The sequence below is a fragment of the Cognatundibacterium griseum genome (assembly GCF_014284195.1).
GTDB classification, from domain to species: Bacteria; Pseudomonadota; Gammaproteobacteria; order Burkholderiales; family Burkholderiaceae_D; genus Undibacterium; species Undibacterium griseum.
The window spans coordinates 186,619-209,002 of the sequence record NZ_JACOGC010000004.1 but is presented as its reverse complement, the minus strand read 5'-3'; the positions used below and the strand labels follow the sequence as shown (position 1 = coordinate 209,002).

At 55.7% G+C, this 22,384-nt stretch carries 22 protein-coding genes; 6 read left to right on the top strand and 16 right to left on the bottom strand.

From position 1 onward, the window contains the following. Positions 1-126: 126 nt before the first annotated feature. From H8K27_RS11470 to H8K27_RS11450, 5 genes are all read left to right on the top strand, one after another. Positions 127-528 (top strand): rhodanese-like domain-containing protein, encoded by a 402-nt coding sequence (locus H8K27_RS11470; protein ID WP_186863312.1) that lies wholly within the window; start codon positions 127-129, stop codon positions 526-528. Between the two features lie 12 nt (positions 529-540). Then, a complete protein-coding gene (gene grxC, locus H8K27_RS11465; RefSeq protein WP_176801701.1) occupies positions 541-807 on the top strand; it encodes a glutaredoxin 3 in 267 nt (88 codons plus the stop codon). A gap of 210 nt (positions 808-1,017) precedes the next feature. Next, a complete protein-coding gene (secB, locus tag H8K27_RS11460; RefSeq protein WP_176801700.1) occupies positions 1,018-1,503 on the top strand; it encodes a protein-export chaperone SecB in 486 nt (161 codons plus the stop codon). A 73-nt stretch (positions 1,504-1,576) separates the two neighbouring features. Then, the gene (locus tag H8K27_RS11455; RefSeq protein ID WP_186863311.1) at positions 1,577-2,026 is read left to right on the top strand and encodes an SH3 domain-containing protein; all 450 of its coding nucleotides are present in this window, start codon (positions 1,577-1,579) and stop codon (positions 2,024-2,026) included. A 188-nt stretch (positions 2,027-2,214) separates the two neighbouring features. After that, entirely contained in the window at positions 2,215-3,213 is a 999-nt protein-coding gene (locus H8K27_RS11450; RefSeq protein WP_186863310.1) for an NAD(P)H-dependent glycerol-3-phosphate dehydrogenase, read from the top strand. 92 nt (positions 3,214-3,305) lie between these two features. Here the strand turns inward: H8K27_RS11450 and H8K27_RS11445 are convergent, their stop codons facing one another. The 16 genes from H8K27_RS11445 to H8K27_RS11370 form a co-directional block, all read right to left on the bottom strand. Next, on the bottom strand, positions 3,306-3,812 hold the full coding sequence (locus tag H8K27_RS11445) for a GAF domain-containing protein (protein ID WP_186863309.1): 507 nt from the start codon (positions 3,810-3,812) through the stop codon (positions 3,306-3,308). A gap of 269 nt (positions 3,813-4,081) precedes the next feature. Then, positions 4,082-5,419: an ATP-dependent protease ATPase subunit HslU gene (hslU, locus tag H8K27_RS11440; RefSeq protein ID WP_186863461.1), complete on the bottom strand. Its 1,338-nt coding sequence runs from the start codon at positions 5,417-5,419 to the stop codon at positions 4,082-4,084. Between the two features lie 57 nt (positions 5,420-5,476). Further along, positions 5,477-6,013 (bottom strand): ATP-dependent protease subunit HslV, encoded by a 537-nt coding sequence (gene hslV, locus H8K27_RS11435; protein WP_186863308.1) that lies wholly within the window; start codon positions 6,011-6,013, stop codon positions 5,477-5,479. Between the two features lie 247 nt (positions 6,014-6,260). Beyond that, a complete protein-coding gene (locus H8K27_RS11430) occupies positions 6,261-7,691 on the bottom strand; it encodes an STAS domain-containing protein (protein WP_186863307.1) in 1,431 nt (476 codons plus the stop codon). A gap of 261 nt (positions 7,692-7,952) precedes the next feature. Beyond that, the gene (locus H8K27_RS11425) at positions 7,953-9,953 is read right to left on the bottom strand and encodes a TonB-dependent receptor (RefSeq protein ID WP_186863306.1); all 2,001 of its coding nucleotides are present in this window, start codon (positions 9,951-9,953) and stop codon (positions 7,953-7,955) included. A gap of 105 nt (positions 9,954-10,058) precedes the next feature. Then, the gene (locus tag H8K27_RS11420; protein ID WP_186863305.1) at positions 10,059-10,445 is read right to left on the bottom strand and encodes a hypothetical protein; all 387 of its coding nucleotides are present in this window, start codon (positions 10,443-10,445) and stop codon (positions 10,059-10,061) included. Between the two features lie 277 nt (positions 10,446-10,722). Next, the gene (gene dksA, locus H8K27_RS11415; RefSeq protein ID WP_176802073.1) at positions 10,723-11,127 is read right to left on the bottom strand and encodes an RNA polymerase-binding protein DksA; all 405 of its coding nucleotides are present in this window, start codon (positions 11,125-11,127) and stop codon (positions 10,723-10,725) included. 196 nt (positions 11,128-11,323) lie between these two features. Beyond that, positions 11,324-12,388, bottom strand: a complete 1,065-nt coding sequence (locus H8K27_RS11410) for a CobW family GTP-binding protein (protein WP_186863304.1) — start codon at positions 12,386-12,388, stop codon at positions 11,324-11,326. A gap of 16 nt (positions 12,389-12,404) precedes the next feature. Further along, a complete protein-coding gene (locus H8K27_RS11405; protein WP_186863303.1) occupies positions 12,405-12,878 on the bottom strand; it encodes a Fur family transcriptional regulator in 474 nt (157 codons plus the stop codon). A gap of 258 nt (positions 12,879-13,136) precedes the next feature. Then, positions 13,137-13,844, bottom strand: coding sequence for a hypothetical protein (locus tag H8K27_RS11400; protein ID WP_186863302.1), 708 nt, complete (start codon positions 13,842-13,844; stop codon positions 13,137-13,139). A 109-nt stretch (positions 13,845-13,953) separates the two neighbouring features. After that, positions 13,954-15,357 carry an alkaline phosphatase gene (locus H8K27_RS11395; RefSeq protein ID WP_186863460.1) on the bottom strand — a complete coding sequence of 468 codons (1,404 nt, stop codon included), beginning with the start codon at positions 15,355-15,357 and terminating at the stop codon, positions 13,954-13,956. Between the two features lie 33 nt (positions 15,358-15,390). Then, positions 15,391-16,836: an alkaline phosphatase gene (locus H8K27_RS11390; RefSeq protein WP_230419206.1), complete on the bottom strand. Its 1,446-nt coding sequence runs from the start codon at positions 16,834-16,836 to the stop codon at positions 15,391-15,393. Positions 16,837-17,100: 264 nt separating this feature from the next. Then, positions 17,101-18,102 carry a tyrosine recombinase XerC gene (gene xerC / locus H8K27_RS11385; protein WP_186863300.1) on the bottom strand — a complete coding sequence of 334 codons (1,002 nt, stop codon included), beginning with the start codon at positions 18,100-18,102 and terminating at the stop codon, positions 17,101-17,103. Between the two features lie 10 nt (positions 18,103-18,112). Continuing rightward, the gene (locus H8K27_RS11380) at positions 18,113-18,772 is read right to left on the bottom strand and encodes a DUF484 family protein (RefSeq protein WP_408058443.1); all 660 of its coding nucleotides are present in this window, start codon (positions 18,770-18,772) and stop codon (positions 18,113-18,115) included. A gap of 8 nt (positions 18,773-18,780) precedes the next feature. Further along, positions 18,781-19,632 (bottom strand): diaminopimelate epimerase, encoded by an 852-nt coding sequence (gene dapF, locus H8K27_RS11375; RefSeq protein ID WP_186863299.1) that lies wholly within the window; start codon positions 19,630-19,632, stop codon positions 18,781-18,783. Positions 19,633-19,730: 98 nt separating this feature from the next. Then, positions 19,731-22,055 carry a methyl-accepting chemotaxis protein gene (locus H8K27_RS11370; protein WP_186863298.1) on the bottom strand — a complete coding sequence of 775 codons (2,325 nt, stop codon included), beginning with the start codon at positions 22,053-22,055 and terminating at the stop codon, positions 19,731-19,733. Here H8K27_RS11370 and H8K27_RS11365 point away from each other — a divergent pair. Then, positions 22,054-22,200: a hypothetical protein gene (locus H8K27_RS11365; protein ID WP_186863297.1), complete on the top strand. Its 147-nt coding sequence runs from the start codon at positions 22,054-22,056 to the stop codon at positions 22,198-22,200. The two genes, H8K27_RS11370 and H8K27_RS11365, sit on opposite strands and share 2 nt — an antisense overlap. Positions 22,201-22,384: the final 184 nt, after the last annotated feature.

The window sequence follows — 22,384 nt, the reverse complement described above, 5'->3', positions numbered from 1 at the left end:
CCTTCCTGCATTTGGGCGGGGAAGCCGGAATGGTCTGTCGTCAGTTCTGATCAGGCATAATATGGAACAACGGCATCTATTTTATAATGACCCGCTTACGATAACCATTTTTACTACTGGAAACCTGTGAAATTCATTTTAGATAATATTTTTCTCATCGCTATTGCCCTGATTTCTGGCGGTGCCCTGTTGTTCCCGATGTTGCAGCGGCGCGGGGCAAAAGTCTCCCAGTTGCAGGCAACGCAGTACATGAATCAGGGCAAGACGCTGATTCTGGATGTGCGCAGTCCGGAGGAGTTTGCGACCGGTCATTTGCCGAATGCGAAGAACATTCCTCTGGCCGACCTGAATTCGCGCCTGAAGGAAATCGAGAAGTCCAAAGCCGGCGTGGTGCTGGCGGTATGTGCAAGAGGGGTGCGCTCTGCCAGCGCGGTGTCCCTGTTGAACAAAGCCGGTTTTGCACAGGCGTTCAGCCTGGATGGCGGCATGGATGCCTGGAAAACACAGGGCATGCCCGTTATCAAGTAAGCAGGAGTCGTTATGAAACCTCAAGTCACGATGTACAGCACAGCGGTATGCCCTTACTGCACCATGGCAGAACGTTTGCTGAAATCCAAAGGTGTGGACGAGATAGAAAAAATCCGTGTTGATCTCGACCCGGCGATACGGGAAGCGATGATGCAGAAAACCGGCCGCCGCACCGTGCCGCAGATTTATATCGGCGAGACGCATGTAGGCGGTTTTGATGATTTATCCGCCTTAGATCGTGCTGGCAAGCTGGATGGTTTGTTGAATCCAGACGCATAAAAAGCTGGTTTTGCCGGATTTTATACGGGCTTGCTGCAAAAATGAGGATTTTTGCAGTGTCCTTGCTACAATATGGCCGCACGATCTTGAAAAGACCGGAAACGGCCTTATCTGCCGTGTGCTGTGGCGCCAATCGGAGCGTTGGACCAGAGCAGACGCTGATCGTCTTGCTGTTCATTATTAATCTTTTAGAAATTAAGAAAGCCTCACATGTCTGACGAAAATCTGCAGCCCGTATTCCAAATTCAACGCGTTTATCTGAAAGATTTGTCGCTTGAACAGCCAAATTCCCCAGCGATCTTCCTGGAACAGCAAGCTCCTGCAATCGAAGTTTCTCTCGATGTTGGCTCTGAAAAGCTGGCTGACGGTATTTTCGAAGCAACCGTGACAGTCACCGTGACTGCAAAAATCGCTGACAAAGTGGCATTCCTGGTCGAAGGCAAACAGGCAGGTATTTTCGAGGCACGCAATATTCCGGAAGACCAGATCGATCCGCTGCTCGGCATCGGCTGCCCGAACATCATCTATCCTTACCTGCGCTCCAATGTGGCAGATGCCATTACCCGCGCCGGTTTCCCGCCGATTCATCTGTCCGAAATCAATTTTGAAGCGTTCTACGCACAGCGTCTGCAACTCGCTGCGGAACAGGCAAAAACAGCAGAAGCAACGGCTGAAGCACCTGCCACGATTCAGTAATTGATCGTCCTTTGACGGTATTCAGCGGGCGCAACAGTCTGCCTGCTGAATGCAATATCCCAACTATCCCATTATGCGCACACTGATTTCTGCCTGCATTCTGAGCGTACCGGCGCTGGTCGTTGCCGCACCGGCGCAGGCGCTGGAATTCCGCGCCGTTGGTGCCAATCCGGTCATCATGTATGACGCGCCCTCGCTCAAAGGTGGCAAGCTGTATATCGCCCCGCGCGGCATGCCGGTCGAGGTGGTGTTTACCTCCGGCGCCTGGAGCAAGGTGCGGGATATGACGGGCGATCTGAGCTGGGTCGAGTCGAAAGACCTGATTACCCGGCGCACACTGATCGTCCGGGTTGCCGGTGCCAGAATCCGCGCCGCTGCCGATGACAGTGCGGCACTGGTTTTCAGCGCCGACAAATTCGTGCTGCTGGAAATGGCAGAACCCGCAGCAGGCGGCTGGGTCAAGGTTAAGCACCGTGACGGTCAGCTGGGTTATGTGAAGGCCAATGAAGTCTGGGGATTGTGACGATGTTGCTCCGGACTGCATGGAGCGAGATTTGCCAGAGACAGAGGACAGCATGCTGTCCTCTTGTTGTATGTGGATACTCCCCCCTGAAAACCAGAAAAAAGCCTGATCGTCCCGATCAATACTGGGCTTTTTAGCATACTGGGGGGAGTATATTTAATGCCAGAAAGCAGGAAAGTGAAATCAGCATGAATGTCAGCATATTGGGCGCAGGTGCCTGGGGAACCGCAGTGGCGATCGCGCTGGCCGCGAAAAACCATGTCCTGATGTGGGGCCGGAATCAGGCCGCGATCGCCGGCATGCAGCTGCAGCGGCAAAATACCGCCTACCTGCCGGGTATTCCATTACCGGCAAACCTACAGCTGACTTCCGATTTTTCTGAAGCCATGCAGCATGTGGCGGCGGACGACAGCCTGCTAATCATTGCAACGTCGGTTTCGGGTTTACGTCCGACTTTGCAGGCTTGCCTGCCGTATCAGCCGCGCCGGGTGATCTGGCTGTGCAAAGGATTTGAAGAAGGCACGCAGCTGTTGCCGCATCAGGTCGCACGCGACATTCTGGGGCAGGATGCGGCGATCGGCGCTTTGTCCGGCCCGTCTTTTGCGCTGGAAGTGGCGCAGGGACTGCCTTGTGCGCTGACGGTGGCTTCGGCATCGCCGGAACTCTGCCAGCGTGTGGTGCAGGCGCTGCATGGCAATGCGATCCGGGTGTATTCCAGTGATGATGTGGTCGGCGTGGAAGTGGGCGGCGCAGTCAAAAACATTCTGGCGATTGCGACCGGCGTGGCCGATGGTCTGGGTCTGGGGTTGAATGCCCGTGCGGCACTGATGACCCGCGGCCTGGCGGAGATCAGCCGGCTCGGTGTGGCGCTGGGTGCGCGGGTGGAAACCCTGATGGGACTGACCGGTGTGGGTGACCTGATCCTGACCTGTACCGGAGATTTATCCCGCAACCGCAAGGTCGGACTGGCGCTGGCGCAGGGGAAAAATCTGGATACCATCGTCAGCGAACTCGGTCATGTCGCAGAAGGTGTGCGCTGCGCGCAGGCCGTACGGACGCTGGCCGCCAGACTGGGCGTGGACATGCCGATCACCAATGCCGTGGCTGGCGTTCTGTTTGACGGCGTGCCGGCGCGGGACATGATTGCGCGCCTGCTGGCACGCGATTCCAAACAGGAAAATCACTAAAAACCATTAGCAGGTCGCCGGCAGTATCCGATATATGCGCCGGATACTGCCATCAAAAACAGAATGCTGTTTCCGGCAGCAGAAAGCCGGTTTCAGAAATCGGTGGCAGCCATCAGAATCTGCAACAACGACTCCAGACCTTGCTGGTCTTCTGCACTGAAACGATTGAGCTCTGGGCTGTCAATATCGAATACGCCGAGTACCGCGCCGTCTTTCAGCAGCGGAATCACGATTTCCGAATTAGAAGCGCTGTCGCAGGCAATATGCCCCGGAAAAGCATGGACATCCGCTACCACCACAGTCCGTTTTTCTGCCGCCGCCGTACCGCAGACGCCGCGCCCGAAAGGGATGCGGGTGCAGGCGACTTTACCCTGAAACGGGCCCAGCAATAACTCTTGCACCGGATTGCTGCCAGACTGGCTGCCTGGCACGGTCAGATAAAATCCCGCCCAGTTCAGATGGCTGAGGCTGTGATAAATCAGGGCAGAAAACTGTGCCGTATTGACGATCAGTCCCCGCTCATTGCCCAGAATGCTGCTGAGCTGCTTACCCAGCAGAGCGTAATCAGGATGCGCGCTGGCGCTGGCTGTATCAAACATGATGCTTTTTACTCCGAAGTGAGGATGTGGCGGACGGAACGGATTGCCCGCTTTCTGCTTCAGCAACCGGTGGCTCCGTTCGTACAGATGCGGTCGCAGTGCGGGCAGTTGCGGAACGGAAAAAGGGCGGGACGGTGGCCCGTTTACTGCCCTGATTCCGGTGTGCCGGCATCTGCGATGGTTCGGTACGGAACTGCATGCGCTGCCGGGTTGCCAATGCCTTGTTTGCCATGATGCTTGTGCGGTTCCGGGAAAATCCTTATGCGGCTTTACAGCACATAACGCGACAAATCTTCGTTCACCGACAAGGCGCCGAGCCGGGCATCGACATAGGCGGCATCTATGGTGACGGTATGACCGCTGTTCTGATGCGCATCGAAGGAGATTTCCTCCAGCAATTTTTCCATCACCGTGTACAGCCTGCGGGCACCGATATTTTCGGTGGTTTCATTGACCGAAAACGCAATGCCGGCCAGTTTCTCTATGCCTTCCGGCGTAAAATCGACGGCGACTCCTTCGGTTGCCAGCAAGGCCTGGTATTGACGTGTCAGGCAGGCATCGGTGCTGGTCAGAATACGCTCAAAGTCTGCAATAGACAGCGATTCCAGTTCCACGCGGATCGGAAAGCGGCCTTGCAGTTCCGGAATCAGGTCCGACGGTTTCGCCAGATGGAAAGCGCCGGAAGCAATGAACAGGATGTGATCGGTTTTGATCATGCCGTATTTGGTGTTCACGGTCGTGCCTTCCACCAGCGGCAGCAGGTCGCGTTGCACGCCGGCGCGCGATACTTCGCCGCCGCCGACTTCGGAACGTGAGGCAATCTTGTCGATTTCATCCAGAAACACAATCCCGTTCTGTTCGACATTGCGGATCGCTTCCTGCTTCAGATCTTCCTCATTCACCAGCTTGGCGGCCTCTTCCTCGATCAGCAGTTTGAAGGCTTCGCGGATTTTCATTTTGCGCGATTTTTTGCGTCCGCTGCCCATGCCGCTGAACATGGATTTGATCTGTTCGGTCATTTCTTCCATGCCCGGCGGCGCCATGATTTCCATCTGCGGCAACGCTTCGGCGACTTCGATATCAATTTCCTTGTCATCCAGTGCACCTTCGCGCAGACGTTTGCGGAACGTCTGGCGGGTGGTATTGTCGGCCGCAGGCTGGGTTTCCCCTTCCGGATGAATGCCGAAATCACGCGCCGGCGGCAGCAGGATGTCGAGGATACGGTCTTCCGCCGCATCTTCCGCACGGATGCGGACTTTGAGGGTGGCGGCTTCCCGGGTTTGTTTGATGCCGATGTCAATCAGATCGCGGATAATTGTATCGACATCGCGGCCGACATAGCCGACTTCTGTGAATTTGGTGGCTTCGATTTTGATGAACGGCGCATCCGCCAGCTTTGCCAGCCGGCGCGCAATTTCGGTTTTACCAACGCCGGTCGGGCCGATCATCAGAATATTTTTCGGTGTGATTTCATGGCGCAGTGGTTCCTGCACCTGCTGGCGCCGCCAGCGGTTACGCAAGGCAATAGCGACGGCACGCTTGGCTTTGCCCTGGCCGACAACATGTTTATCCAGTTCGGAAACGATTTCCTGCGGGGTCATATTCATCATATTCTTTCTGCTTTGGTTCATCGCCATCTTGTTGAATGCGGCGACGAATTACCTTTATTCCAGTGTTTCTATTGTGTGGGACAGATTGGTGTAAATGCACAGTTCACCGGCGATGGTCAGCGACTTTTTCACAATCTCCACCGGGGATAAATCGGTATTCTCAAACAGGGCAATCGCAGCGGATTGCGCATAAGTCCCGCCCGAGCCGATCGCGCCGATACCCTGATTCGGTTCCAGTACATCGCCATTGCCGGTGATGACCAGCGTGCTGTCTTTGTCAGCGACCAGCAGCATGGCTTCGAGGCGGCGCAGCATGCGGTCAGTGCGCCAGTCCTTGGCCAGCTCGACCGATGCGCGCATCAGATGCCCCTGATGCTTTTCAAGTTTGGATTCGAAGCGTTCAATCAGCGTGAAGGCATCTGCCGTCCCGCCGGCAAAACCGGCCAGCACTTTGTTGTGATACAGCTTGCGCACTTTGCGGGCTGTGCCTTTCATGACAATATTGCCAAGCGTGACCTGTCCATCTCCGCCCAAAGCGACGCTGTTGCCGCGGCGAACGGTCAGAATGGTGGTGCCGTGAAATTGTTCCATAGAGTATCCCGTATTAAATTGAAGGATGTCCTGAGTTCTGCGCTGTCGTCGCGATGGTCCGGATGACGGGCTGGCGCAGAAGAATTATGTCAGTGCTTACTAGCATTCAAAGCTTTGAAAAATAAAGAAGTATGGATTCGATTTTGCAAAGTGAAAAGCTGACCGGCAGACAGGGACTCAGGTCGAATCCGGATGGCATAGAAAATGGGGCGTGTTCCCGGATTTACAAGCAGGTCCGGGGAGAAGTCTAGTGCTTGCGCAGGGAAATGCTGGCGATATTTTTCAGACCCATCGCATTAAACAGCATCATCACCAGATAATTCACTTCTTCAAAGCGGATGGATTTGCCCGGTTTGCTGACGATCGGAGCCAGGCCGCTCAGTAATTCCGCTGACGCACTGAACTCAACCCGTTTCAATTTGCTGCAGTCGATGATCAGCACTGATTGATGTGCTGCTTTTTCCGCAATATCTTTGATCAGCGGATCAACGCTGGATTCAACTACCGCCGGCATCATGAACCGGTCTGAAGGCAAGTCATCGTCTGCGTTGAGCAATTCTGGGAATGCGCTGGTCACATTCATTTTTGGCGCTTCAAACGAAGGTGGCGATACTTCAAAGGTAATGCAGTAATCAATGCTGGCTTCTTCAAACGCATTTTGGAAATGCAGCAATTGCAGGATTTCCAGCAACAGTAGCCAGGGCGCCTCGGTTTCATCGCGACGGCCGACTTGCAGGATGGCGCGGATTTTTTCTGCCAGATCCTGAGCACCGACCAGCATCAGGTCGTGCCGGGTTTTCCTCAGGTTTTTCAGGGAGCGCAGCAGCAGGCCGCAACCGACCGGATCAACTTCCTTGACGCGGGAAAAGTCCAGCCGCAAGGTATCGGTTTTTGCGCTGGCTTCGCGCATTTTCGCCAAAACCTTGACGATGCCATTGTCGAGCCTGTTGGGAAAGATAATGCTGGGCGTGGCGACATTGCCAGCAACTTTTTCCTGCTGCTCATCATTCTGGTCTTCCGGCCAGAGCGGCGGCGAGGTCTCAAATTTGTTGGCGTAATCCAGCGACAGGCTTTCAAATTTATACTGGTTATTGGTAATACGGTATAAATCGAATAACATCTGCCAGCCAATTTCGGTCGCTGGCCCCAGTTGCTGATGATGAACTGCCGCATCCAGCATTTGTTCGGCGACTTCTGTCTGGCCGCTCGCAAACAGGATCGCAGCCTCTTCCAGTACCGGCACCGATTCGCTGTATGCCAGTGCGGCTCTGGGAATCTCTGTATTCTGACCCAGCAGGTAATCTGCGGGCATGGTCATCGGCATCGTAGAGGCGAAGGCCGGTGCATCTGTATGCACAGTCAGCGGCTGAGTGTCTGCTGACAGCTCAGATGATGTTTCTTGTTGCGTGTTTGTTGCGAGATCGGGTTTATGTCGGGCCGGTGGCCGGGTCTTGACGATGTCGCGCGACATTTCGAATTCGATCGCATCAATCTTGCGTTCGGTGGCGCGAGCGACATGGCGTTGGGCAATAACCGAATTGCTGAAAATCTCGCTGTTCTGGAAACCAGTGATGACGGTATTCCCAGATTGCGAACGAGTTTTCTTAGAAGAAGATTTCTCTGTGGAACGATCTTCTTTTTTGCCGCCTTTTTTGTTGAAAAGAGAGAAAATCCCCACGCTATTCCCAAGAAATTACATTAATGCGCAAACAAACACCTACGGGTTTTAAGTATATTCTGAATTCAGGATGAATGGGGAGCCTGCCCGGAGAATGTAATACTGATTTTGCTTAAAATAAAAACAAATTGAATGATAATGCCAGGAGAAATGCTAAATTTTGCGTCAGATCAATGAAAATGGGAGGAGTTGCACCTCCCATTTCGAATTGTAAATATTTCTTTCCAGTTCGTTATTACATTTGGTAACAACTTCGCTGCATTAAAAACTGACCCTGACCCCGGCAATCACGTTTCTTCCAGGTTGCGGAACTGTTTCTCTGAGGATCGATGTGGAGAGCCGGATATCCTGATTCAGCAGGTTTTTGGCCATCAGGAACCAGGTCATCTGGCTGCGCGCATACGGATGCGAGTAGCTGAGGCTGGCGTCGACCCTGGTGTAAGACGGTGTGACGAAGCTCTCAAAACTGGCCAGCCGGTCCTGCTGGCTGGCGTGCAGGATATTCAGGCCGGTGCGCCAGCCATTCATTTTATAGCCCAGATCGATACCGGTACGGACTGCCGGTTGCAGCGGCAGATTACCAATGTCTGTCAATGTGCCGCGTGACAAATCGGCAAAGACGCGGGCAGAAAAACCTTCCCCCGTATGGTTATAACTGAGCTCCGCCTCGCCGCCGTGAATCTGTGCCGAGGCCTGCGACCAGTAACGCTGGGTAAACTCGCCGTCTGCTGCCGCGATACCTTCGGCATTGACTTTGGTGCCATCGGTATGGCCGTAGATATAGTTGCTGATCTGATTCAGGAAGGCATTGATTTTCCAGCGCAGCAGGCCATGTGTTTTTTGCAGGCTGAATTCGAGATTATGCGAACTCTCTTTTTTCATATTCGGATTACCGATATCGAAGGTTGCGGTTGATTCATGCGGGCCTTCAGAATACAGTTCTTCCGTTGCCGGGGCGCGTTGCGCCAGCGACAGGCTGAGTCCGGCGCTGTAGCCGGGGGTAAATTCCCACAGGCCGCCTGCGGAAGCCGAATACAGGCTAAAACTCCTGCCCGGCAGATTGCTGACAGCGTCCGGCGTACGGCGCACATTTTCCAGCCGCAGGCCCGCGCTGCCGAGAACGGTGCCAAACTGGCGCTGTTCCAGTACAAAGGCGGCAACTGAACTGGAGCGGGTTTGCGGCACGGTATCTGCGCGACCAGTGGCTGCGGACAAGGCGGAAAAACGCACCTGCTCGGTCTGCAATCCCCAGCTGCCCTGCCAGCCTGCCCACGCAGGATGGTTCAGTACCAGACGGCTTTCCAGCATTTTATTTTTGAAATAAGTCGCAGGCGCGCCATTTTCGGCTTTTTCGGTGTGTTGATAATCCGTGCCGCTGAGTTTGAATTGCAGGCTGTCAAATCCCGTCAGCGGCGATTTCAGCAGACCTTCCAGATCCAGCCGGTTTTGCTCCAGGTCGATATACGATTTTTCTGCGGTGGGAATGCCGTAATGGTCATTCAGATTTTGCACTGCTGCACCCAGATAGCCCCATTGTTCGATGAGGGATGCGCCCAGGCTCAGGCTGTGTTCACGGGTAAAGCTGGATGGCAATCTGCCGGTGGCAGAGCTGCTGTCGATGAGACTGGCATGGCCGGGGATTTGATAATCCGCGGTTTCACGGGCATTGCCGTCGGCATGCAGGCCGATGTTACCGCTGGAGCCGTCAATCGAAAAAGAAGCGCCTTTTTCCTGATTGACGCTGCCGCTGCGCAGTTCGGCTTCACCACCCCACTGCTTATTCAGTACGGTCGGAATCCGGTTATCAATCACATTCACCAGTCCGCCGATGGCGCCGCTGCCATACAGCAGTGCTGCCGGTCCGCGCAGGATTTCGATTTGCTGCGCAGTCGCACTTTCGCTGGCGACCGCATGGTCATTGGATAGGCTGGAAATATCCGCCACGCCCATGCCGTTTTGCAGGATTTTGACGCGCGGCCCTTCCAGGCCGCGGATAATCGGACGGGAGGCGCCGGCTCCGAAGCCGGAAGCGGAGACGCCCAGCTCGCCTCCCAGCGTGTCCCCCAGAGATGTACCGATTTTGGCGCGCAGCTCAGGGCCTGCCAGAATTTTTGCCGGTGTTAATACCTGCATGTCTTCATCATTTCCCAGTGGATTGGAAGAGACGGTCACGGTGCTGATTGCCTGTGCAAAGGCGGATGAATGGGCGCAGGCTAGCGCGGAGAGGACGGCCATCGCCATCGCGGTACGTTGAAAAGACATAAGAATTCCCGAAACACAAAAATAACAAACACAGATGACGATGACCGGCGGTTGCCGCAGTCATCGATACCAGATAGCGCCAGCCGTGCCGGCGGTGATTGTGGTTCAGGAAAGTGGTGGTGCGCGCGGAGCAAAGGCCGGAATCAGTTTTGCCAGCCAGACCAGGAAGGATTCGGAGACGGCGTCAAACCGTGCTTTGGAAACGGCTGGCAGCGCAGGGATGACTGCCTGCAGATAATCTGCGCTGACAGTGGCATCAAACAGTGCGCATGAGTGCAGTACGCTTTCGTCGTTGTCAGCCTGACCGGATTGCCAGAACGAAAAAACCGGATTCTCAGCGCTGATGCTGATCCGGGTTTTGCCGCCCGCCCAGCCGAAATGGGACAGTTTGTGCGATAAGCCGACCCACTGCGCCAGCAACAGCGCAGGCAGCAGCAAACAAAGCAGCCAGTGGCGTGCCTGTTTGGAGCGGAGCGGGGCGGACAGTCTCATGAAATCGGTAATGTCAGGAATAATCTTTTTTTATATCGCGAACCGGATGGCGCCCTCGATGCTGCCGGACTCACTGCAATGTACGTAAAAACTGTGGTGAAAAGCCAACGTCAATTTGATTTCGGTCAGGTTAGACTGACATGGTGCCAGGCGATCTGACCGGAATGATCATGGTAAAGTTCCATCAATTGCAACAAAGTTGCAGTTTCCGGCGTGAAAAAAGCGTGCAGATGATGAGCACGCATTTTCAGTATAACGCGTTGATATGACAGCCGGATTAATCGCCGTACAGCTTCTGTTTCATTTCACGCCGTTGCTGCGCTTCCAGTGACAGGGTGGCTGTCGGGCGGGCCAGGAGGCGTGGTACGCCGATCGGTTCCCCGGTTTCTTCACACCAGCCATAGTCGCCTTCATCAATACTGATAATGGCTTGCTGTACTTTCTTCAGCAATTTCCGTTCGCGATCACGGGTACGTAATTCGAGCGCATGTTCTTCCTCAATCGTCGCACGGTCTGCGGGATCGGGCACCAGCACGGTTTCACGGAGATGCTCGGTTGTTTCGTCGGCATTCTTCAGCAAATCTTTTTCAAGCTGCTGCAAACGGGCTTTGAAAAAGGCCAGTTGGGCAGCGTTCATATAGTCCTTCTCACTCATGGCAAGGATTTGTTCCTCGGTGAGCAGAGCTTCGGGGGCGCTGACTGTAGCAGTCGATTTAGGTGATTTAGTTGCCACTTCGCTTACTTTCGATACAACGGGTTAATACGTAGAAAATATCCGTCACGGTTTGGTGCGCAGATGATGATCCTCCCCTTACTTATACCGGCTGATCTGTGGCGGGTTGCCTGACGGATAGGCCTGATATCAGTAGCCCGATAGTTTATACCAAACAATGCTCCAAACCTTGAATAAATATGTCTTTTGGTAGATTTTTGCCAATAAACACCATTTTACTTTCTCTGGTTTCGTTTTCTGCCCACGCAACGCCGATATCCGTGCCCATAATCTGGTGCACACCCTGAAAAATCACCTTGCGGTCAGCGCCTTCCATATACAGCACACCTTTGTAGCGCAACATGCGCGGACCGAATACCTGCACCAGCCCGCCAAGGAATTCATCCAGCTGTCCGGTGTTGAACGGACGTGTGCTTTTGAAGGTGAACGCGGCAATCTCATCCGAATGGTGCGGATGGTGATGATCGTGCTTGTGATCGTGGGTGTGATGTGCATGATCACAGTGTTCGCCGCAGTGTTCGTCATGGTCGTGGGCGGCCTGTTCCTGTTCTTCCGCCTGCAGGAAATCCGGATCCAGTTCCAGCTTGGCGTTCAGGTGAAAGCCTTTCAGATCCAGCACTTCAGCAATGGCAATCTTGCCGAAATCGGCGATGGCCACCGGCGCTCTGGGATTGATGCGGCTTAAGCGGGTGCGCAATGCTGCTACTTCGGCAGGCGTCACCAGATCGGTTTTGGACAACAGGATTTTATCGGCGAAACCGACCTGACGCTGCGCTTCTTCGTGTTCATCCAGCTGCTGCATGGCGTGCCGCGCATCCACCACGGTAACGACGGCATCCAGCATGTAATGCATGCCGATTTCTTCATCCACAAAAAAGGTCTGGGCCACCGGGCCGGGATTGGCCAGGCCGGTGGTTTCAATCACGACGCGGTCAAAATGAATTTTTCCTTCATTTTTCTGCTGGATCAGCCGGCTCAGGGCGATGATCAGGTCGCCGCGCACAGTACAGCAGATGCAGCCGTTATTCATTTCGACGATCTGCTCGTTACTGTCCTGCACCAGGATTTCATTATCGATGTTTTCCTGGCCGAATTCATTTTCAATCACCGCAATCTGATAGCCGTGATTTTCCTGCAGTATGCGGTTCAGTAACGTGGTTTTTCCTGCGCCGAGAAAGCCGGTGAGGATGGTGGTAGGTATCAATGCCATAACGATCCGGGAAAAATTAATGGGAACAATCCGGGCACCAGCCCTTGATGGTCAGCTCAATATCGTGACTCTGGAAACCCTGGCCGAGCGTGCTTTCCAGGTTGATCTGCAATTGCCGGCGCAGCGCTGCCGGCTGCTGCGTATCCTGCATGCAGAATACTTTGGCGCAGCGTGTGCATTTGAAATGCCCGTGCTGATGCTGGCTGCTGCCGTGCTTGTTACCGTTGACCTGTTCGTGACCGATGCTGTAACGAAATACCCTGTCATCACCGGAAATCTTGTGCGCCAGGCGGGCATCGGTCAGGCAGTCAAGCGCCCGGTACAGTGTGACGCGGTCCATGTCCGGCAGAGCATCCTGCACATCCAGATGCGTCAGGGCGCGCTGGCTGTGCAGCAGGACGCCGAGCACTTTTTGCCGAGCTCCGGTCGGGCGCACGCCGGCGTCGCGCAGCAGGTCGGCGGCAGATAACAGAGGTAAGTCAGCAGGCATGAATCATTCACAAGCAAGTCGCTGGAATGGGTATTATGCCTGAAAATGCAATTGAGTTGCAAAACTATGTTTTACCTGGGGACTGAGAAATACTGAGAAAGCTGGTCATCAGCGAATCGGTGCATTACCGGTTCTGAAAAAAACACTTTTGCAGGCTGGCGGGTATTTCGCGCACCAGCCATTTCCGTGAGACATTCCGTGCCGCAGATTGTCCGCCTGTGATGACGGGCTTGTTTCTGCGTATCGGGAACGCTGTCGTCAGTCTAAAAAGTCGGCGTATTCTTTCTGCGCATAGCCCTTGGTATTCAGCCACGGCAGGTCGCTGCGCAGTGTATTTTGCAGGCGGACTTCCATACGCCGGAAAAAAGTTCCGGCCTTGTCACCGCTTTCGACGATCAGCGGAATCTGCTTTTGCTCATCCCACAAAATGCGCTGGAAATTGGCATTGTTTTCACGCTCACGCCAGCGTGCGCCGGGAACAGCAGATGTGCGGGAAGAAAGCGGGATGCTTTTCACCAGTTGCGGGTCCAGCAGGTAAAACGCATTTTCCCAGGAACCGTCGAAATTCACGTTGTTGTATTCCGAAGCAGGAATGGCGATGACTTCTTTGTGGATGGTGTCGATGAATTCAATCCGCGTTTTCTGATTGTCCAGAAAAATATGGCGAGGAATCAGTACGTGATTGAAGTGCTTGTGCTGTGTGCCCTTGGCATCGTCGTCGTGGATATCGCTGACGTTTTTGGGCAGCACACGGGCGATCAGGACATGGCGCGGGCGGCGCGACAGGGCTTCTTCATAGCTGGCTTCGCGCGTGACGCCTTCCGGGGTCAGCACTTTGCTGTAGTACTGCACGCGCAGATCGAGATCAGGTGCCGCGCTGGCCGCAGCAGCGCTCTGTGCCGGTGCGGCCACGGCGCCGGTTTGGGCGATGGCAGTCAGCAAAATCAGGGCAGAAAAAATTTTCATTGAAAAGAGGTTGTCAGGCGACCAAAAAATCAGATCTTAAAAAACGGAAAAGATAAACCAGAGGATGCCCTCTGGTTTATCCGGACAGGGTTGCTTAGTGGTCAGTGCTTCAGAAACCGAAGGCAGACTTCAGCAGACCGAATACCTTGGTATTGTCGAGCGTGCCTTTGAATATCTTGGCACCGGCACCGATGGCGAACAGTTTGACGTCACCGCCGCCGTGCGTCTCACTATTCAGACGCACGCCGGTTTCCTGCTGGTAGTTATCGGCCAGCACGGCGGTGCTGTCCAGATTGGCACGCAGGTTAGGACGGTTAGGGCCGTTGCCGAATACCAGTGTGGTGTAGGTATTGCCGTCGGCATCCAGACTTGGTTTGCCGTCACGGTAGCTGCGGTTGATATCCAGAATCGGGTTGCCGCGTTTGCCGTAACCGTTGAAGGCCAGCGTATGGTCATGGTCGGCGGTAACCACGATCAGGGTGTTTGCCAGGGTCGGGTCTGTCGTTCTCGCTTTGTCCAGCGCGGCTTTAACGGCATCGTCAAAGGCAATGGTGTCGGTCAGTGCGCGCTTGGCGTTGGTGCCGTGCAGTGCATGATCAATACGGCCACCCTCGACCATCAGGAAATAGCCATTGCTGTTTTGCGACAGAATATCCATTGCCTTGGTCGTCATTTCGGCCAGGCTGGGCTGGGTCGCGCCTTCGCCGGCAGGCGGCGTGGCGGTGCGGTCCAGTTCGTATTCCAGATGACTCTTGCTGCTGTACAGGCCGATGAATTTTTTATTCAGCGGTGCTGCCAGCATGTCTGATCTGGTGGCTGCCACGATATAGCCTTTGGCTGCCATTTCGGTCAGCAGGTTGCGGCCATCGGCGCGACCCAGCTTACCGATGCTGGTGGTGGCATCGTAAGGCAGGAAGTGATTGCGGCCGCCGCCCATCAGGACATCGACGCCATCGTTTAGCGCACTGTTATAGCCCGCGCCGCCCGGCACGATCTGCGCTGCAATCGCATACTGCGCATTACGGTTGCAGATGTGCGAGAAGGTGGCTGCCGGCGTGGCATGGGTCAGCTCGGTGGTGGTGATGGAGCCGACTGCCTTGCCTTTGGCCTTGGCGAGTTCGAGAATTGTCGGCACGCTGCTGCCGTTGCCTGTTGCGCAGTTGTTGATGCCGAGATTGCCGTTGGCATCTTTGCTGGGATTGGTCGCGACGGTGTCGGAAGACATGGAGATGACTTCATTGTTCATCTTCACGCCGGTCATGTAGGCGGCCATGGAGGGCGCGCTGTCGGTGGTCTGGGCATCGTTGGAATACGTCTTGATGCGGGCCGTGCGTTCCAGCTTGTCCATGTTCAGGCTGCCGTCTTCGCCGTATTTGTAGATACGGGAAGCGGTGATGGTGGAAGGGCCCATGCCATCGCCCAGGAAGAAAATAATATTTTTGGCTTCGCCTGCTGCGTTGGCAGCCTGGGCGAAAGACAGTGCCATTGCGGCAGCTAACAGTGTACGTTTCATCATCATTTATCCGTTTTCAGCAAGATTGAACAATCACAGGCCGGCAGCTGTTTTGACCAGACCGAATACTTTGGTGTTATCGATCGTGCCGAGGAAGGTTTCCGAACCTTTGCCGATCGCGCCGAGGAACACGTCGGTGCCGCCGTGGGTTTCGCTGCCCGCAGCCACCCGCACCACAGCTTCCTGGTGATAGGTGTTGGCGCTGGTGGTGTTTTCGTCGAGGCTGGCCATGCTGCTGCGGTTGCCCTGTGTGCGGTTTTCACCGGTACCGAAGCCGATAATCGAATACGGTGCGCCGTCCAGGTCTTTTTCCACTGCGCCGGTGACATAGTTTTTGACGACGCCGAGCACACCAGGGTTGCCTGCTGCTGTTTTACCGGTGCGCTTGGCATAGCCGTTCAGTACCAGCGTATGGTCGTGGTCGGCAGTGACGACGATCAGGGTGTTTTTCAGGTCCGGGTCGCTGATACGCGCCTTGGCAATGGCTGCCTTGATGGCATTGTCGAATGCGAGTGTATCCTGCAGCGCTTTTTTCGCGGTGGTTTCATGCAGCGCGTGATCGATGCGGCCGCCTTCGACCATCAGGAAATAGCCTTTGGAATTTTTGGACAGCACATCCATTGCCTTGGTCGTCATGTCGGCCAGGCTCGGTTCTTTGGCCGGGTCGCGGTCAAGGTCGTAGCTCATGTGGCTGGAGGTGAACAAGCCGAGCAGGCGGTCGGTCTTGGTGCCGTCGATCGCGTTGAATTCGGTCGCGTTGCTGGCGTAAGCGTAGTTCTTTGCTTTCATTTCAGCGATCAGGTCGCGGCCATCAGAGCGCTTGCCGCCATTCTGGAATGGTGTGAAAAACTGCCGGCCGCCGCCCATCAGGACATCCAGACCGGTGCTGCCGAGCGCGCTGTTGTAGCCGTTACCGCCGGGAACGGCTGCAGCGGCGATGTCGTTTTCCAGATCGCGGTGGCAGATGTGGGAATACGTGGCTGCCGGCGTCGCATGGGTGACGCGGGTGGTGGTGACCACGCCGGTCGCGAGGCCTTTAACTTTGGCCAGCTCCAGCAAAGTCGGTGTGCTGCTGCCGTTTTTGCTGCCGCAGTTATTCACCAGCTTGTTGCCGTTGGCGTCTGTGCCCGGATCAATCGCCTGGGTGTCGGAAGTCATGGAAATGACTTCATTATTCATTTTGACGCCGGTCATGTAGGCCGACATGGAAGGAGCGCTGTCGGTGACCTGCGCATCGTTGGAAAAGGTTTTGACGAAGGCAGTTTCCGGCAGCGTATCCATGGTCAGGTCGCCATCTTCGCCGACGGCGTAGATGCGGGCTGCGGTCATGGTGGTCATGCCCATGCCGTCACCTAGGAAAAAAATGACGTTTTGCGGAGCATCGGCAATCACGCTTGGATTGCTGATATTGCTGCACCCGGCAACAGTCAGGGAGAGGGCGGCGCCGAGCACAGCGACGCAGAGGGAAGTACGTTTCATTGTCATCCATCCAACTTGTTGAAAGTATCGTAATGTAACAACGGTTTATGACGACGAAGTGACGTCCCTCAGTGGAGTAAAAAATTCTGAGATGCCGAAAACCGGATATCAACAGATGCGCAAGGGTGTGACATGACTGACCGGGCGGCATCAGGCGCAATATGCTTTAGCCAGCGCTCAAAATATACTGAGGGGGAGTATATTTTGAAACCTTTTGTTTTCGAGGGGAATCAGAAGGTAAATGAAAAAAAGCAGGGGAGTATGCTATTTTTTGGCGCGGGGATGGGTCTGGTCATAGACTTTGGCCAGATGCTGGAAGTCGAGCGCGGTGTAGACCTGGGTAGCGGATACCGAGCTGTGCCCCAGCATTTCCTGCACCGCCCGCAGGTCGCCGGAAGACTGCAGCACATGTGATGCAAAGGAATGGCGCAGCATGTGAGGATGCACATTGGCCGGGATATCCAGGCTCAGGGCATGCGCCTTTAGCCGCAGTTGTACCAGCCGGGCAGAAATACGGCTGCCGCGCGCGCTCAGGAACAAGGGATGCGGATCGGCTTTCACCAGACTACCGCGCACCGCCAGCCAGTCGCGCAACGCTGCCATTGCATGACGCCCGACCGGCACAATCCGCTGCTTGTTGCCTTTGCCGGTGACGTGGACTTCATTCTGTTCCAGATCGACCCAGCCGCTGGATTCATAGCCGCCTTCCCTGACCGGCAGCAGATCCAGTCCGACCAGTTCAGAGACCCGCAAGCCACTGGAATACAGCAGCTCAAACATCGCGCGGTCAGCCCGTAATGCCGGTTCGGCAGAGGCATTACCACTGCTTTGGGCCACCAGCTGGACGGCATCATCGGTGCTGAGTGCTTTCGGCAGCGGTTTTGATTTTTTCGGTGCGCGGATGCCTTCCACCGGATTATTCTCCAGCCCGTGCATTTCTGCCAGCCAGCGATAAAAACCGCGCCAGCTCGACAATTTACGGGCAATGCTGCGCGGGTTGAGTCCCTGCCCGTGCAGCTGCGAAGTCAGGCGGCGGATATGCTGGAAAGTCAATTGTGCCAGTGGCGGCAAACCGGACTGCGCGGCAGCAAACTGCTGTAATTCCTTCAGGTCCTGCGCATAACCGCTGAGCGTGTGTTCCGACAGGCGGCGCTCGTGGCGCAGATGCGCCAGATACGCTTCCGGCGCAGCGGGGTCGTTAGTCAATGTGCCTGCCGATGCGGCTGGCGGCGTGGCGGGCGCAGAAGTGGTGTCGGACTGCGCCATGGCGGGGCGCTTACTGATCGATCAGGCAGCTCAGGGCTGCGCTGCTGGTATCGGCAATCTGCACCAGGAAGTCGGTTGCCATGTCCTTGGTGTAGCGCGCCGGATCGGGAGAGCCCAGCACCAGCAGGCCGAAGGTCATGGCACCCGGCGCCTGCCGCAACGGCAGCATGGCGATGGATTGCAGCGGTTCGGCAGCTTCGATCCAGCCTGCAGCTTCAAAGTCCTGATTCGGGCCGCAAAACGGCGCGCTGAGTCCTTTGGCAAACAGCATGGCATCTTCGCTGACCGAGCCGGAAAACCAGGTATGCGAAAAATCGGCAGCGACATTCCACAGCCGCAGCGTGGCGTGCGGCAGATCGAAAATATCCTGCAAACCCTGCGTCAGGATATGCGGCAGATCGACATCATTGCGCGCCAGCAGCAGGGAACGGGTCCAGCTCTGGAAGCGGCCTGTGATGATGTGATTATCTTCGGCAATGCGCATCAGTTCGGCCAGCCGCAGTTCCAGTGCACGGTATTTTTCCCGCACCACTTCCATTTGTCTTTCCTGCAGCGAGATGGCGCGGCCCATCACCGGACTGGTCAGTTTGATGGAGCTCAGTAATTCGGCATGCTCTTCAAAAAAATGCGGATGCTGAACCAGATAAGTTGCGATGTCTGTGGAATTCATTACTTTGATCAGAGGTTAATTTCGCCTTCGAAGACGGTGACGGCCGGGCCGGTCAGCATCACGGATTGTCCTTCGCCCTGCCACGCGATAGATAATTTACCGCCGTGGGTACTGACTTGCACCGGGCTGTCGAGCAGGCCGCGCCGGATGCCTGCCACGACGGCAGCACAGGCGCCGGTGCCGCAGGCCAGCGTTTCACCGGCACCGCGTTCAAATACGCGCAAACGGATGTGTCCGCGATTGATAATTTGCATGAAACCGGCATTCACCCGTTTCGGAAAACGCGGATGATGCTCAATCACCGGGCCGTCTGCCAGCACCGGAAAGGCTTCTGCATCCGGCACCACCTGAACGGCGTGGGGATTACCCATTGAGACAACGGAAAACAGGCTTTGCCTGCCGTGGATATCCAGCGGCCACAACTGGTCGCGGCCCTCAGTGACGGCTTGCAGACCGTTGGCATCAAACGGCACGCGGGCAGGTTCCAGCACCGGTGCGCCCATGTCCACCGTGATGCTGCCATCGGTTTCCATGCGCGGTTCAATGATGCCGGACATTGTCTCGACCCGGATGGCGGTTTTGTCGGTCAGTTTTTTTTCCGTCACAAAGCGGACAAAAGCGCGCGAGCCGTTGCCGCATTGCTCGACTTCGCCGCCATCAGCGTTGTAGATGCGGTAGCGGAAATCAACGCCGGCAGTCTCGGATGGCTCGACCACCAGAATCTGGTCGGCACCGATGCCGAAGCGGCGGTCGGCAATGCGCTGCCATTGCGCAGGAGTCAGCTGCACCTGCTGATGTATGCCGTCGATGACGACGAAATCATTGCCGGCGCCATGCATTTTGGTGAATTTGAGTTTCATCTGGTCATTATATCGCGGGAAACAGAAACCGCAGTGAACAGGATTGCGTCAGACGCGGCGGCGACATCGCTGTCGCCTGCCGTTCCAAAGCCGGCGTCTCAGGCGCCTTCGAGCCGGTAGACACCGCAGCCGAGCACGATGTCTTCCGTCACTGCCTCAATGTAAGACGTTTTGTTTTCAACCTTGTGCGATACCGGATTGACGATCGAATAATTTATCCAGCCGCCGGACGCCGGCAGTGCAAACGCATCGCTGATCAGCTGGCGACCATTGAGTCCGCTGACCTGCAGCAGATTCACTTTCAGCTTGTCCGCATTACCGCCGAATGCCAGATACTGACCTTGCCGGTTAAAGGCAAACACATACATATCCTTTTTGCTGAAGCGATGCTCGCGGTCGGCGGTGATGGCTGACAGCGCGCTGCGGCCGGAGGCGCGGAACAGTGCCACCGCCTGTTTGACCATTGCATGCGCTTCGTCGGCGGTGCCCTGACGCAGGTTGAAGCTCGACACCGCCCTGGTCAGATGGCTGGCGCGTTCTTCCAGATTCACGGAAGTAATGCGGGCCTGATCGGCCATCTGGCCATTGCTCTGGGTGATCTGGTCCAGATGATGAATCGCCTCTGAAATTTGTGCCAGCCCGTTGCTCTGTTCATCGGAAGCGGTGGAAATGGCGTGGATGCTGGTTGCCAGTTCACGGATGCCGCTGACGATCTGATCGAGAGTCTGGTTCACGTCATTGATTTGCCCGACGCCGTGCCGGACCTGCGTGACCGAATTGTCGATCAGCGTGCGGATCTGGCGTGCCGATTCGGCGCTGCGTTGCGCCAGATTTCTGACCTCGGTGGCGACCACGGCAAAGCCGCGTCCCTGTTCACCGGCACGCGCGGCTTCCACCGCCGCATTCAGCGCCAGAATATTGGTCTGGAACGCAATGCCGTCGATGATGCCGATGATTTCCTGCACCTTCAGCGCACCTTGCTGGATACCCTGCATGGAATCCACCGCTGCGTGCATGGTGACGCCGCCGGACTCGGCGATCTGGCTCAGGCTGCCTGCGAGCGTGCTGACGCTGCGGGCACTATCGGCATTTTTCCGGACGGTATCAGCGAGGTCCTCGACGCTGGCCGACGTTTGTTCCAGGCTGGATGCCTGCTGCTCGGTCCGCTCGGATAAATCGCTGATGCCGCTGGCCAGACTCTCCCCCAGCTGCGACACCATGTTGGCATTGGTGCGCACATTGGCAACCAGTTTCGACAGGTTCAGATTCATCTGTTCCAGCGTGTTGCCGGTTTCGGCCAGCTCATCGCTGCCGTTCAGGTGGATCTGGCGCGTCAGATCGCCGGCGGCGACCGCCACGGCGGATTCGCGTACTGACATCAGGGATTGCATGAAGCCGCGGTAAAAACCCAGCAGCAGATAAGCACTGACGATAAACAACAGCGACATGACGGCGACGATCAGATTGCGTTGCCAGCTCTGGCTGCTGAGACGCTGTTCGAGGATATCGGTCAGACGCTGATGCAAGCGCTTTTGCAATGCCACAGTTTTTTCGATGGCCTGCGTGCCTTCTGCAAAGTAGCCGCCGGCGTCGCCGCTGATGGCATCGCCCAGCAGATTTTGCCGCGCCAGCGCGACGAACTGCTGCGTTGCCTGCAGCGCTTCTGTTTCCTGGCCTTGCAGCTGTTCGCCGGCGCGTTGCAGCGCATCGGCAGTCTGCACAAAGGCACCAACGCTGGCTTGCAGGATTTCTATGCGGGCCAGAATCGCTGCCTTGTCTTCTGGGCTGATCGTGCCGGAGCGGATCAGACCTGCACCGGCACCGCGTAATTGGGCGATCTGTTCGGTCCAGTGCGGGATGCGGGAAATCGAGGCATCCATCAGAAAATAGGTGGAGGCTTCCGGGTCCAGCAGTAATCCGGTTTTCTCACTGGCATATTGCGAAAAACGGAGCAGGCGGGCGATCAATGCATTGTGCTGCTGCATATTGGCTGCTGCGGTGGCGGCAATTTGTCCGGCAGTCAGCTGCTGTAAATCGGCTTCCAGTGTTTTCCAGTCCTGCTCCAGTCCAAATTCGCTGTTGGTCCGGATATTCTGATTCAGCAGGCTGAGATGGCCGGCCAGCGCCTTCCGGGTCTGTTCCAGCGCACTGTCGTTGTTTTCGCCCGAGAGTTTCAGATTCACCTGACCGCGGTGTTTTTGCGTCTGTAACAGCACATCCATGACCTGACGGTTGATCTGTATGCCGCGCAATTCATGGTCGGCCATGCTGACATCGGCCTGCATGCGGGAAACCATGTACAGCACGAGCAGCAGTGTCGGCAGCATCAGGGTCACGAACATCGCCAGCAGCTTGGTGCGCAGCCCCAGCCGGTTCATCAGGGCAGCGCTGGGCGACAGCAGTTTTTTTATGATGGTATCCATGGAAACAGACATCATGGTTCCTGTCTTGGTAACGGTGGAAAAAGAAATATCAGCAACGATTTTCCCAGAAAAGCAGGGTACTTTCCTAAATGAAATTGGAAAACAACAATTTTCCAAATTTCGTTTCAAGTTAGCACCGGCGTAAGCCTCCTGCAAGTTTGTTTCCTGTCGGTAATCAACTAAATCGTTTTCAGTCCCGCCGGATGGACGGAACGGCGCGGGAACAGCAGATTGGCTGAAAATATTATCAAATATACCAGTACACTTTGAGGATGTGTCAGTCATACTGTACCGGTATTTTTGTGGAACCCTGTACATGGGGCAGAGCC